Annotated in this window: 14 protein-coding genes; 7 read left to right on the top strand and 7 right to left on the bottom strand. The window is 53.6% G+C overall.

The genetic code is table 11. The features are described from left to right. The first annotated feature begins 286 nt into the window (after positions 1–286). Positions 287–568 carry a hypothetical protein gene (locus AC5FRV_RS20485; protein ID WP_493562936.1) on the top strand — a complete coding sequence of 94 codons (282 nt, stop codon included), beginning with the start codon at positions 287–289 and terminating at the stop codon, positions 566–568. 10 nt (positions 569–578) lie between these two features. Here AC5FRV_RS20485 and AC5FRV_RS20480 read toward each other — a convergent pair whose 3' ends face one another. After that, positions 579–821: a type II toxin-antitoxin system HicB family antitoxin gene (locus tag AC5FRV_RS20480; RefSeq protein WP_493562935.1), complete on the bottom strand. Its 243-nt coding sequence runs from the start codon at positions 819–821 to the stop codon at positions 579–581. Positions 822–893: 72 nt separating this feature from the next. Further along, positions 894–1,202: a DUF7979 domain-containing protein gene (locus AC5FRV_RS20475; RefSeq protein ID WP_493562934.1), complete on the bottom strand. Its 309-nt coding sequence runs from the start codon at positions 1,200–1,202 to the stop codon at positions 894–896. Positions 1,203–1,387: 185 nt separating this feature from the next. Between AC5FRV_RS20475 and AC5FRV_RS20470 the strand changes: the two genes are divergently transcribed. The 4 genes from AC5FRV_RS20470 (at position 1,388) to AC5FRV_RS20455 (ending at position 4,509) form a co-directional block, all read left to right on the top strand. Beyond that, positions 1,388–2,023 carry a hypothetical protein gene (locus AC5FRV_RS20470; protein ID WP_493562933.1) on the top strand — a complete coding sequence of 212 codons (636 nt, stop codon included), beginning with the start codon at positions 1,388–1,390 and terminating at the stop codon, positions 2,021–2,023. 533 nt (positions 2,024–2,556) lie between these two features. Continuing rightward, on the top strand, positions 2,557–2,742 hold the full coding sequence (locus AC5FRV_RS20465) for a hypothetical protein (RefSeq protein WP_493562932.1): 186 nt from the start codon (positions 2,557–2,559) through the stop codon (positions 2,740–2,742). Between the two features lie 772 nt (positions 2,743–3,514). After that, complete coding sequence (locus AC5FRV_RS20460; RefSeq protein WP_493562931.1) at positions 3,515–4,219, top strand: outer membrane protein assembly factor BamB family protein; 705 nt, start codon at positions 3,515–3,517, stop codon at positions 4,217–4,219. Positions 4,220–4,305: 86 nt separating this feature from the next. Next, positions 4,306–4,509: a hypothetical protein gene (locus AC5FRV_RS20455; protein WP_493562930.1), complete on the top strand. Its 204-nt coding sequence runs from the start codon at positions 4,306–4,308 to the stop codon at positions 4,507–4,509. Between the two features lie 91 nt (positions 4,510–4,600). Here the strand turns inward: AC5FRV_RS20455 and AC5FRV_RS20450 are convergent, their stop codons facing one another. Together AC5FRV_RS20450 and AC5FRV_RS20445 are read right to left on the bottom strand one after the other, a co-directional pair. Further along, positions 4,601–4,765 (bottom strand): DUF7987 family protein, encoded by a 165-nt coding sequence (locus AC5FRV_RS20450; protein WP_493562929.1) that lies wholly within the window; start codon positions 4,763–4,765, stop codon positions 4,601–4,603. A gap of 134 nt (positions 4,766–4,899) precedes the next feature. Next, positions 4,900–5,340 carry a hypothetical protein gene (locus AC5FRV_RS20445; protein ID WP_493562928.1) on the bottom strand — a complete coding sequence of 147 codons (441 nt, stop codon included), beginning with the start codon at positions 5,338–5,340 and terminating at the stop codon, positions 4,900–4,902. Positions 5,341–6,977: 1,637 nt separating this feature from the next. On the opposite strand from AC5FRV_RS20445, the gene AC5FRV_RS20440 reads away from it, so the two are divergent. Next, a complete protein-coding gene (locus AC5FRV_RS20440) occupies positions 6,978–7,568 on the top strand; it encodes a hypothetical protein (RefSeq protein WP_493562927.1) in 591 nt (196 codons plus the stop codon). 28 nt (positions 7,569–7,596) lie between these two features. Here AC5FRV_RS20440 and AC5FRV_RS20435 read toward each other — a convergent pair whose 3' ends face one another. The 3 genes from AC5FRV_RS20435 to AC5FRV_RS20425 all read right to left on the bottom strand — a co-directional run bounded on the left by AC5FRV_RS20435 (position 7,597) and on the right by AC5FRV_RS20425 (position 10,082). Beyond that, entirely contained in the window at positions 7,597–7,920 is a 324-nt protein-coding gene (locus AC5FRV_RS20435) for an HVO_A0114 family putative DNA-binding protein (protein WP_493562950.1), read from the bottom strand. Next, positions 7,848–8,201 (bottom strand): toxin-antitoxin system TumE family protein, encoded by a 354-nt coding sequence (locus tag AC5FRV_RS20430; protein ID WP_493562926.1) that lies wholly within the window; start codon positions 8,199–8,201, stop codon positions 7,848–7,850. The genes AC5FRV_RS20435 and AC5FRV_RS20430 overlap by 73 nt, the downstream gene beginning before the upstream one ends. A 183-nt stretch (positions 8,202–8,384) precedes the next feature. Further along, positions 8,385–10,082 carry an ATP-dependent nuclease gene (locus tag AC5FRV_RS20425; RefSeq protein ID WP_493562925.1) on the bottom strand — a complete coding sequence of 566 codons (1,698 nt, stop codon included), beginning with the start codon at positions 10,080–10,082 and terminating at the stop codon, positions 8,385–8,387. Positions 10,083–10,311: 229 nt separating this feature from the next. On the opposite strand from AC5FRV_RS20425, the gene AC5FRV_RS20420 reads away from it, so the two are divergent. Beyond that, positions 10,312–12,537, top strand: a 2,226-nt coding sequence (locus AC5FRV_RS20420; RefSeq protein WP_493562924.1) for an Eco57I restriction-modification methylase domain-containing protein, incomplete at its 3' end; no start/stop codon positions are given.

Raw genomic sequence — 12,537 nt, 5'->3', positions numbered from 1 at the left:
ACAGCCTGGTCTTTCTGTTCTTGTGATGGCTCACTCTCGCCCGATATATGATCACGATCCGTATCTGTCATCAGGGCCCGGTAGCGTCCCATTCTCGATTGTCCGTTTCTTTCCATAGCGGTTTAACCTATGCACCTGTGGCCACTTATTCTATGCACTAGCGCAAACCTTTGCATTGATGCAAAGGTTAAAGTTTGCACAGGTGCATAGATGTGACTAAGAAGCGCGGTGTCGCCGTGAAAACGGCCGGTGCTGGTACCACCGACCGCGCTTCCAGGAAGGAAGCATGAGTACAACTGTACCCACTTCAAGTGAAAGCACCGACCCACGACCGAACTACTTCGCCCTCGGCGTCGACGAGACCGGCGCGCACCACTGCTACTGTACGAAGACGGACAGGGTGTACGTCGTCGCGGACGGCGACGTCTCACACGTTCAGGACCTCAACGGACGGTCCCTCGACGAGTGGATGGAGTTTGTCGACGTCAAGCGAGGCTGGGAATCCCGACGCTACGGCCGCTCGCTCGTCGATGTCTTAGTCGAAGGACTGGACAAGACGGCCGTTTGAATCGCCTTCTTCAGACATCAGTATCGGGGTCAACACCGATATCTTGTAAAAACTCGTCAGGATCTTCGATACGGTCGCCATGGCCCTCTTCGAGCGCGAGCACTTCTGCGAGCTGCGTAAGTGCCTCTGCGCGGGTATCTCCACCGCGAGCGAGTCCCGTTTCGAGGTCATGTGCCGTGATAGTCCCGTCGTCTTCGCGGATGAACTCAACCCCTTCAGGATCGTCATCCCTTCTCCGGGTTGCGCTTGCCATGCCTTACTAACGCGACTCGTTACGAATAAGCGTTCAGCTCAGGTAAGATACCTTCTCAGCACCGGTGCACATCTAACATACCGCAACGCCAGTAAAGTAGTAGTCGCTCTCGTACTCGACGTAGTGTGTCGAAACCCAGGCATCATATGTCTCGTTTAGCTCGGAATCTCCGGTTTCGAGTGCCTGTGTAAACTCCTGTTGCCGTTTCTCCGACAACTGTTGATATGGGATAACCTCTTCCTCAGTAGCCGTCCCGTTGCTCTCGTTGATTTTGTGTACCTGGAGCAGTGGCGGGCAGTTTGACATTCTCTGACCACTTTGACACCCAGCGAGTCCGCCAGCCGTCGCCGCCACTGCGACGAGAAAGGCACGGCGGTTCATGAAGTACACTTCCTTCTCCAGAGTAAGTACTTTCGGGGAATTGAACGATAGGTGGCCGCCCTGTACTGACCGATCCCGGTATTAGAATTCCGGAGAAGGCCTACTGAATTGTCCAGTATTCTAAATCGGCTATTCTTCTATTGCTGCAACAAATTCTTTATAAAGAGGGATATTGCCATCATACAATGAATCGGCGGCACGTTTTGGCCTTTCTCGGTTCAACTCTCTCAATCGCAGGATGTACTTCCCTTGAGACCAGTTCTCCGGATTCAACATCGACGGACACTGCGGAGACCCCGACGGAAAACCAGTCAACGGCCTCTCCAACAGTATCCCCGACGGAGATCACGACCGAACTTCCGTTCGAAACGCCGTCTCCGAAGGAGTGTACCGTTTCAGACCTACCACGACCTAAGCCGACAGCAGGACTGCAACCGAAAGAATACCCACAGTATCCAAAATCCTTCACAGCGGCGTCAGCTGAAGCGTATGCTGCTGATTACGAACAGGTCTACCAATTCAATTCATACCTCGATACCGAGGCGAATTCGGACACACAGGAGTTATCCGTCAACCCACGCGCCGACGACGACCTTACTGAAGAGACGACTGACGGGTTTCTCGTCGGTGTCGAAGGAGAACTGTCAGTACAACAGGGAGCCCTCTACGATAATCCGGTCACCGGGGTTTACCATCTTACCACTGAAATGGCCATCCGCGCTGATATTGAGGCGCCAACTCTCTACGACATTGGATCGCTCCGTTCAGTCTCCGTCACAGGCACACAGACTATTTACTGTCGAGACAGCTCCAGTGAGTAGATCGTAGTTGAGGGGCTTGCAGGTGCTGAGAGCGTTGACCAAAGTGAGACCTATCTCGCCTGTACGACGGATTCCAGGCGAATGTTACAGCGTAGGGGCAGTGAATCGAGCGAATTCCGCACATGCGAACTTCCTGTCGGCAAATATTTACTTATATAGAATGTTTCACCGGTATGAGCCAAAGAAATCTCATCGAAGAGGTTGAGGCACGACTTGAGTATATCCCTCGATGGAAGATTATTCTGGGAATAGTCCTTCTGATACCACCGATTAGCATACTCGGAATGGTGTTTCTCTCCTACGAACTGTATCAAGCAGGGGATAAGCTACAAGCGGAAGAAACTGGTTCTTCATCGGTAACGAAGACTGAGTAAGTGGGTTTCCTGATACGAAGCTCCCCTGTATTGACCGAAGAGACTCAATCCATCGAGACAGGATCTCAGCACCTAATTTGCAGTGAAACAGCCACTCAGTAGATGTGGGTATTGACCGGATCGAAATCTTTGTCTCAGGAATTGTTGTTAAATTAGCGTATGGACAGAACTGACTGGTTCCTCGCGCTCATCTCATATTTACTGGCCGTGATCGCCCTTGAAACCGTTTCAGGCGCTACGAACGAGGTCTTTCGAGATATCGGTGGAGGGGTTTCTCTATTGGTGATCTATCTCTTGCCGCTCTATCTCCTTGGGCACATCGTATTGAACCGGACTGGTAATTGAGTTTCCTGGACTGAGCGATTCAGAGTTGAGGATTCAGGTGAACACCTACTGAATTGACTGCACTTTACACGGGCAAACTGAGTAATGTGACGCACCAATTGATCACACGACGACCGAAATTGGTCTTCCCGTTCTAAATTCGCGGCGAACAACCGGGCCACTGATTTCTCCCAAGTCGCTCTGTAAAGTCCTCTAAGCAGCTTCCGGAGGAAGCCAATCGTCGTGTGACATCCTTCGGATTCTTACGAGAGTGGAATAAATGGCCCGTATGACCTCCATCACACGGCGTCAGCTTCTCGGGGCCGGGGCCGCCCTCGCTGTTGGTGGGTACGGTGGACACCGACTCCTCAGTGGTGCTCCGGATGCCAGTTTCGATGGGTGGGTGCCCGCACAGGGTACTTGGCCCCTCCTTCGGTACGATGCGGCGAACACCGCCCACAATCCCCACGCAAGTCCTCCTCGCCAAGCGCCGACGCGTCGGGCCCTCGCATCCGTTGAATCGCACGTCCGGCCACTCGTTGGCAGCTCTCGCATCGTCCTGTACGGATCGACCCTCGCGTCGTACTCACGGGAACGTAGCACTGTCACAACCGTCACTGACACCACGGTTCGACACGCTGGGCTCGGTCCAGATGGTCTGCTCCACGCAGTTCAGCAGACCGCGGAAAGCGAATCCCGCTACGCCGTCGTTAGCTACGACGGAGCCACCGAAACGGATCGGTACCTGCTCCGCGATCATCGTCCGAGTTCGTTGACCGTCGGACCGACCGAGGTGTACGTCGGAACTCCCACACGGAACGTTCTCGCCATCCAATCCGGCGCGAAAGACTGGCACGTGGATGGGATGATGCCGGCGCTCGCAGAGGGTCGATTGTACACGGCAGGTGCGTCAGACGGCGTCGTCGCCTACGCAGAGCGGTCCGGAGTTGACCGTCAGCTGTCCGCTGGACCGAAGCGACTGTGGACGGGAAAGTGGATTCCCGGTCAGGTTCATCAACCAGCTGTCGCTAACGGGCGGCTCCTCGTCGGCACGTACGACGCCCCGCCCAACGGGGGCGTCGTCGGTGCGTACGATACGGAGAACGGTGAGCGATTGTGGGAGCCACGTAACCTGGGCATGGACGTGGCGACGCCTGCCGTCGTCGGTGACCGGGGGTACACTGCGGTTGGCACCGAGGGGCTCCAATCCGGTCGGGTCGTCGCGCTTGATCTCACGACTGGGGAAACGCTCTGGGAGGACGAGACGGACTGGTATGCGTATGCACCGGTCGTGAGTGAGGAAACGCTCGTTGTTCTCGGACAGGTGCGTGATGGCGACGAGTTCTCCGCAGGAAAGGTTCGTGCCTACGATACGACGTCGGGCGAGGTACTCTGGACGGTCACATTCGAGTCCGCTGTTCCGAATCGGGCCGGAGTCAGTCTCGTCGGCGAGCGCGTGTACGCTACTATTGGGTCGACGCTCTACGAACTTGCGTAAACCATCGTTCTGGAACTACCACGTGCGAATCAAACCCTGGTTCTTTGAACCAATCTTTATAAACCGACTGACAGTAAAGCTCGCGTATGAACAGGCAACTCAAGTGGGGAATTGGGACCCTCATTCTTGGCGGAGTTGGTCTTGTACTTCTCGGAATCACCGGTGCATTTCAGAACCCATTTAGATTAGGTCTGCAGAATAGACCAGTCAACTTGATTGCAATCGGGGGCGCCCTCCTTCTCGTCGTCTCTGGAGCCGCAACAGTCGTACAATCTCGTCGGCCTGATTAGTGTACGACATGTATTGACCGAAGAGACTCAATCCACCAAGGTGGGTTCTCACCATCTAACTTGCAGTGAAACAGCCGCTCAGTAGATGTGCTTACTGAGACACCCGTCCGAGAGCAGATTGTGTAACGACTATGGCGACGACGACAATTGCAAACCTTGACAACACCCCTAAGTTCGTAAATGCCCGTAGAGAGAAAAGAACAGCGACGGCTACCACGGCAGAGGCGATCATTACCTGATTCTCGCGGGAAACCATATTGTAAATCAAGAGAGTTGAACGAAGTACCTACCGAAAGGTGGTTCCCCTGTACTGAACGATTGTGGGACGCTGGTTTCGGAGGAAAGTAACTGAATCAACTGCTCATTAAGGGGAGAGTGTCCCAAATGTCGTTAAGGGTTTTCAGGTTCACACCCTCCAAGTAAAACCAAGAGCGGTGTTTCTGGCCAATCTCCTGTGATAACAGAGACGCTATAGCATTCGTCTTCCGAACCGACAGCCGCGTCGATCGTGGCGTCTCTCCACTCGCTCTGGGGTATCTTTGCCCGAACAGTCCATTGCCGTGCCTCCGAATTCTCCTCCCATTCGTTGATGGTGTACTGTGGTCGCTCTTGTTCTGACCCGGGGCTGAGTTGATGCGACGCTTGATACACGAGTGTGCCTTCACGGAGAACTTCTATCGAGACCTCGAACCGGTCTTCGATGCTGTTTGCAAGGGTAACGTCTCCGAGTCTATCAGTTCGCATCCCGAGTTCTGCCTGGATGGCCGAACACCCAGCGACCGACGTGACTGTTGCCGTACCGAGTGCCGCGAGGACCTGGCGGCGTCTCATAATTCTACTGAACCGACGCACACTAAGTACTTTCTCGTACAGTGAAAATATCTACTCTCATGTTGCACCAAACAGTCCGTAGCTTACCTGTATTGACCAAGAGAGCGCTTTGCTGAACCACTGCTCAGGATTTCATTAGAGCCACCGGGGAGTGAGGCAGTGGGTGTTTCCCTACCCTTGGTCACGTACTAGATCGTGACCCCGGCGGATTCAGCCGAGGCGAACCAGCAACCAATTATCGTCGCTGGCGCGACTGCCGGACACCCAGTTCGAGAAACCTCCGACGGACGCTTCGCCAGTTCGACACCCCCACGGGCGTAACTCGCATTGACGGTAGAGCGCCGTCACTCCCGTTCTAGGACGTCGCATCAACGGGATGCCCCAATGGCCTACACCAGGTGAATGCCCACTGTCGTGTATCGCAGGCCGCCAGAGAGGTGCTCTAGTGGGATGCCCACCATCGTGTCTCCCTTCGTCTCTCGTTCTGGCTTGGAGAGCCTCCTGGCTCCCACTCGTTCGGTGGCTTCCCAGTCGGTCGCCGACGTACTCTGCTGGTAGGTTTTCGACGTCTGATTCGTCACCGCTATTCTGCAATCCGTTCACAGCGGCGTTGCGCATCTCTGGAATGTCTCACTCTGGTAGTAGACTGGGTGTCCTACGCTGGTAGCGTACTGGGGTGTCCCCCTCGGAAACTGAATTGGGTGTCCACCATCGCGCCTGTTTCGACGTACTACCGTCGTCACGCCTAGCTGGGTGTCCAGTCGCTACTGACCGTCGGAGGTCAGTGCCGCTCCGCAGGTGGGGTGTCCACCGGTGACTGTAGCGCCCTCCGTTGTTGCTCGTAGACGTCTGGGTGTCCCCGGAGTACGGCGTTTACTGCACTTCTCGCTTTGTTGTGAGGCCTGACTGACCTACGTTTTCGCGCTGTCCTGGTCGTCGAGATCGCCCCGGCCTCTGTACTGCTCTTCCCGTCACTGCCGTTGCCGTACGCTCGCGTGTCCTCGTGATCGTGAGATAGCGTCGTCCAGGGAGTCGCTTTGGAGCTGGCTCCTGACTGACTGTCGCCCTCGGGCATCCCCAGGGCCGTAGTTCATCTCTCATTCACCGGACGCGCTCGTTCGGCATCCAGCATCACTCGTTGAGGATGGCATCCATTCGGGTACCTGCGTATTGGCATCCAGACGTCGTCGACGAGGTCGGTATCCACCTCGTCACTGTCGGGGTATTCGTTTCGTCACGGTGTGGGCATCCGCTTCGTGACGTCAGGGGCATCCCTCTGCTACTCAATTCGGACTCGTGGTCGCTTCCTCGTTTGTCCCCGCTCCGGAGTCGTGCACCTGACACCCCCTGGTCTCGAGCTCGGACACCCCAATCCCGCTCTCAGCATCACCCTGATCCTGCTTGCTGCGCGGTGGTTTGCTCTGGACTCTTCTCCAGATCCTAACAGGTATCGCATCCGTGGGATTCTCCCTGAACGCTGCCGCCAGGTCGGACACCCCCACGTCGCTTTCAGTAGTCGTCGACGGCTTGCTCGAAGCCTGGATTGCTCGGGTGACCGGGCACTATAGTTGTCGTTTCAAATTTTAAAGGTTGAATGAACGGCAAATTTTTGTCCTTTGTAGCCGATAGTTTGGGGCATGAGTGCCGGCGTCGAAGACCGATCCGCTGCGGACATTGCCCTCGGACTGAACACGAAGGCTTGCGAAATTATCAGGACGGTGTCATTGCACTCTGGAGGGGGTTGTCCCACCAGTTCGATAACGGAGCGGACAGGGTACTCGGGAAACGAGACGTACTATCTTCGGGAGCGTCTCGTCAGCCAGGGGCTCCTGGAGGAAACGGACGTCGACGTCGATGACCAACCTGGAAGACCACCGAACACGTACCGGCTGACCGAGAAGGGCGAGGCCGTTCTGGATCACCTCGGCCAGTCGTCCGGGTTTGATAACGAGAGAGTGTCTGACCTGGCCGACGACCTCGCCGATGCACGTCGCGGCATCGCTGATCTGGAGGCGGGATTGTCACAGGCACGAGCAGATATCGACGACAACAGCCAGGCGGTCGACATCGTCGAGGAGATGGGTAGTCGACTCGACGATCTCGAACAGCGCGTCGACGACCACGAATCGGCGCTGAAGAAACTGGATGAACGGACACGTGAACTGCACCAGCGCTTCGAGGAAATCGATGCCCGCACTCAGGATCTCGTTGACGAGGGTGGGGAGTAGGTCTGTTGCAAGTACAGTCGTTCACCGGTTAGGCGTCTGCGGTATCGTATTCGCCGTCTGAATCGAGTAGCGGGAGATCGACTTCGATGGTGTCGTACCACACGTGCGGGCGCTTCGACTGACCATCCGTTTCGAAGTCGATCAGGCCGAGCTCTTCGAGTTCTGTGAGGTTTCGGTGGACCTGCCGGACGTCGCGGTCGACGAAACGAGCAGTCTCACGAATACCGTCGGGCTCTTCCCGGGCGATAGTTCGGAGCAACTCCAGATTCTTCGGGCGTGTCACCTGATGCAGCTGGTCAGAATCGTGGAACGTACACTCCAAGTACGGTTCGGGCGTTTCGCCGGCATCGATTGCCTGGAGCGTTTCCTCGATGCGGTCGCTGTCGCTCCGCTCGAAGCGGATGTGCAGGACGCGTTCGGATTCAGACGGTGGGTTAGTTCCAGTCGTGGCCATGGTCGTTCACCTCGGATTTGAACCGCCGAAACAGCGTCGCAACGCCGTCGAACTACACCTTCGACACTGCCATCCTTCATGTGCTTGTGGTGGTGTGGCGCATTGGGATGGTCCGGGAAGTTGTCGTACCGGAAGACGGTGTCGCCATTGAACTCGCCGTATAGGAAGCTGCATTTCACGCCGTCAGGGTAGCGGTCAGGTTTGGGGACTTCCCGGTTCTTGACCGCTGCATGCCGGGCAACAGGGCCGTATTCATTTTGGGGAGTCTATCGTAGGACGGATTACTCTAATCAGATCTCACGGAAATGTCAAGCGAGGTTTTGGTGATTGACGGTTTGTTCAGGAGTTACCGATCTACACCGTTAGTCAATCCGCTCAGTTATTTTATCGAGGAAATTCTCTATCTCTTCTATATTTTCTCCACGGTCGTACATCGATTCAACGATTTTATGACCTTTTGCTTTCTGATACTCATTTAGCTGTCCGTCAATATGCCCACAGTGTTCACAAGTACGCTCCTCTTGTGTAGCAACCTCTCGGTCTGCGTGATGTCGTTTGATCTCGGCGTTTAATTTGTCAGGAATATCTTCGTAATCGGTTACGAAGCCATCATCAACGTCCAAACTGAGAGCATGATTGATTCCTTCAGGAGTAAAGTAGTTCTCAATCTCCCTGCATTCGAGAACCTTGAGTAATACATCTGCCTCAACTTCTTTCATTTTCTCACGCAGATCAGCGACATACGGCTTTTCGGAGTCATCCGGTCCATCCCTATCACTGTCTAATAGAAATCCGAATGTCCGATTGATTTCCGCGAGATTACCAAGGTCGCACTGTCTAATGTTCCCAGTCCCCCCCAGGTGCTGAACTGTAACTCTGGCTCTTACATCCTCAGAGAGGTAATTATCTGCGATAACATTCAACATCTGCACATCAGTGCTGCCCTCGACGTAGAGGACAAAATCACTTTGAAGAACGTCGCTATTCCTTGCACCCAACTCTTCGACGATGGTGAGGTGATCTTCTTCTATCTCTCTAACCGAGGTTTTGCCCTCCTGACGTTTTACGAGAAACACACGCCCGTGACCACGGCGGTCGATAAATACTGGAGAGTGCGTCGATACCATTACTTGTCCACCCCTCCGAGAGATTTGCTTAAGCGCCATCAGCATACGGCGCTTAGCTTCTGGATGAAGCCAGTTGCCAGGTTCTTCGAATAGCATCAGATAACCTTCTCCGACTTGCTGTTCCCGTAAGGTCTCAACAAGCGAAAGAACGAGCATACTGCCAACGCCCGATCCGCGTTGACCAATTGGGACGGACATATCTGAAAACTCGTCAGTGACACGGATGGAAGGAGAAAATGCCTTTCCTAGTTCAATTTCACCAGTATCGAGATCGAGATCGCTGATAGAGTCCACGTGCTCAACCAAGCGGTCTTCAATTGAACTCTCCACATCTCCGACTCCATCGTTAAGCTCCTCTTCCAACTGTTCCCTAGTATCGCGGATACCGTCATTCTCTTCGATTAGGGGAGTGAGGAGACGTTCGATCAGTGTGTTCGATTTGAACTTAGCCTCCTCAGAGATGTCACGTTCAGCAGGGACATAGATGGGTTCAGGAAGGGAACTCCAGAGAAATTCTCGCGTATCCTTCTTTCCAAGCGACTCATACTCATCAACCAGTGTAGAAGAACTTAGTGGCTCTTCACTTTGTCCGAGAAACGTATCAGCCATGCTTCGGCGTGGATCAGGGTAATCCCACTTTCTCGTGATTTTGAGCGTTCCATCCGTGAGTTCAACCGAATCAGATAGATTCTCAATGAGGCCGGAGGAAATGTCGGTGAAAATGCCCGAAACGACGATATCATCTTTGTTTCCCATGTGAAACTGGTCAATCTCGGGTTTGCCTTTTTCCCGCAAAAACATCCGTACAGCTTCTAAAACTGCAGACTTTCCAGCATCGTTCTTTCCTACAAAGACGGAGAGATCGTCAATAGAACCAACTTGAGTCTCCTCAATAGATTTGAAGTTCTTAATGTGGAGTTCGGACAATTGCATTTGGATGTTCTCTGAGTCCGCTCAGACGACACACAAGAACATTCTGGTGATATCATCTCCCGACACATGGGCGGATCTTCACAGGGTTCAATTAGCCGTCAATGATTGGCCTGCCATAGGAATCCACCACTCAGCGCGAATTATATAGACAGCACAGATTCCGCCAGTTGTTGTTCGTTTACAATGAGGTGTATACAGGATTTATGTGTCCGTGGGGGAAGGCTTGTCTATGGCTTCACTCCAGCAGATTACAGCGAAGGACATCGCTGGCTGGGATTCGCTCTCTGATGTCGCATCTACTTTAGAAAAGCGCGGCTTGAAAGTCCGTGACAACCTTGGAGACGACAACGAGCTCGTCCTCCAGCTCACCGACCGCGAGTTCATCGTCCTCGTCGAAGCTGGGCCAGGAGAATCGGCCTCCGACTTCAAACCTGACGACAGACGACGCCGAACAAACCTCGTCGCCACCAACGACTATGAGGAATTTACATTCCTCACCAGAACTCGAGCACTCGACGGACAACAACACGGGCGTATCAAACACCAGAAGCTCTCCTTCACAAAGGAGCAGATGACCAGCGAGATTGGTGAGAAGAACACCATCCTCCAGAAGCTCAACAGCCTTGAGTTTGGCTCTGCGGCAGCTATCTACGACAATCTCTATGACACTAAGCAAGTCGTCAAAGAGTTCTACCAACAGTTCGAGACTCTTCGAACCAACCTCGTGCAGGAGGTCGCCGGTATCCCCGATGACCGTGGGGACGCCAAGCAGCGCTACGTGCAGGTCACTCTTGATCGGATGATCTTCCTCTACTTCATCCAGGAGAAACGCCTGCTCGACCGCGACCCGAACTACCTCCATGACCACCACAAACAGCGCGTAAAAGAGGGGGTGAACGCCTATGAGGAGTTCTACGAGCCGCTGTTCTTCGATTTCCTCGCCGAAAAGAGCAAGAAGAGCACTAAGTTCGGTGCACTCCCGTACCTGAATGGTGGGTTATTCTCAAAGAATCCTATCGAGGAGGAATTCGAGGACGCTCAACTTGGCGACACGACCGACCGTACCAACGAACTATTTAGCGATATCCTCGACTTCCTCTCAGACTGGAACTGGAACGTCGACGAGCGGCTCGATATCGTTGATCCAAAGAACCTCTCACCAGCAATCCTGGGCCATATCTTCGAGCAGACAGTCAACCAGAAGGAGATGGGGGCGTACTACACGCCCGAGGAGATAACAGGGTTCATGTCTCGGCGGACGATTCACCCATATCTCATAGACCAACTCAACGATGAAGTCGGTGCCGAGTACGAGGAAATCGACGACATATTCGGATTCCCTGCTCCGGCTGCTGAGAGCGGCGTGGAGGCACTAGCCGATGGGGGAGCAGTCACAGCGCAAGTCCCAACCGAAAACGTCGAAACACGGCACGTGGAGACGCTGTATCATGACTTCCTGAAGGAAGCTCGCGTCCTCGATCCAGCGGTTGGAAGCGGGGCCTTCCTGCTCGCCGCTCAGGAGGTGTTGCTGGACATCTACATGCAGTGCATCGAGTTCTTCCAGCAGGTGGATGATGAGGGGAGGGCGTGGGAACTGGAGGAACGCACAGTTGAGGAACTCGAGACCATTAAGAGAGGTAGAGGGAATGCGTCATTATACGCTAAGCGGTCAATCATTCTCAACAACCTATATGGTGTAGATATCGATGATGGGGCGGTTGAGATCTGCAAGCTACGTCTTTGGCTCTCAATGGTCGCAGACATTGAGGACGAGCCCAGCGAGGTGGAGCCGCTTCCCAACATTGATTTCAACATTCGTCAAGGGAACACCCTAATTGGGTACCTGGATAATATAAAGCCTGGCCAAAGCGGTGAAACAACAATGAGCGATTGGTCTCTTTATGAAAAGTATGAAGAGATAATTGAGGCAGTCCAAAACTATCGTGAAGCAACATCCGGGTCTGATGCACGGAACTGGAGAGAAATCGCTGATAGCCGGATGGAGACATATCGTCCCGAGTTTGATGAACAACTAATTGACGAGTTCCGGAATTCTGGGTGGGAAAGTATAGACATTTCTGATCTGGAAGAATTCTCACCTTTCCACTGGCCCTTAGAGTTCCCTGATATATGGGCAGAAGGTCGTTTTGATGTTATTGTTGGGAATCCACCTTGGGATGAGATTACTCCAAGCCGCGATGATTTCTTCCCACAGTATGATGAAGTATTCCGTCAACGCCTCCCAGAGGAGAAGAATCAAAAACAAGAAGAATTGCTTGAAGAAGACGACATCAAGCAAGAATGGGAAGCATATGAACAACGGATGAAACGGTTAGCTGACTTCTTCAATGCAAGTTCTGATTATAATCTTCAACGCCCAAAGGTGGATGGTCGGGTGGTGCCCAATACGAACGATCTTTCGGCGTTATTCCTGGAACGTGTATTTGACTTAGTT

The organism is Halomicrobium sp. HArcel3 (assembly GCF_058933135.1).
This window is presented reverse-complemented; position numbering and strand designations above follow the sequence as displayed.

Coding starts and splice junctions, on each gene's coding strand:
- AC5FRV_RS20485 (WP_493562936.1), top strand. CDS start 287: ATGAGTACAACTGTACCCACTTCAAGTGAAAGCACCGACCCACGACCG.
- AC5FRV_RS20480 (WP_493562935.1), bottom strand. CDS start 821: ATGGCAAGCGCAACCCGGAGAAGGGATGACGATCCTGAAGGGGTTGAG.
- AC5FRV_RS20475 (WP_493562934.1), bottom strand. CDS start 1,202: ATGAACCGCCGTGCCTTTCTCGTCGCAGTGGCGGCGACGGCTGGCGGA.
- AC5FRV_RS20470 (WP_493562933.1), top strand. CDS start 1,388: ATGAATCGGCGGCACGTTTTGGCCTTTCTCGGTTCAACTCTCTCAATC.
- AC5FRV_RS20465 (WP_493562932.1), top strand. CDS start 2,557: ATGGACAGAACTGACTGGTTCCTCGCGCTCATCTCATATTTACTGGCC.
- AC5FRV_RS20455 (WP_493562930.1), top strand. CDS start 4,306: ATGAACAGGCAACTCAAGTGGGGAATTGGGACCCTCATTCTTGGCGGA.
- AC5FRV_RS20450 (WP_493562929.1), bottom strand. CDS start 4,765: ATGGTTTCCCGCGAGAATCAGGTAATGATCGCCTCTGCCGTGGTAGCC.
- AC5FRV_RS20445 (WP_493562928.1), bottom strand. CDS start 5,340: ATGAGACGCCGCCAGGTCCTCGCGGCACTCGGTACGGCAACAGTCACG.
- AC5FRV_RS20440 (WP_493562927.1), top strand. CDS start 6,978: ATGAGTGCCGGCGTCGAAGACCGATCCGCTGCGGACATTGCCCTCGGA.
- AC5FRV_RS20425 (WP_493562925.1), bottom strand. CDS start 10,082: ATGCAATTGTCCGAACTCCACATTAAGAACTTCAAATCTATTGAGGAG.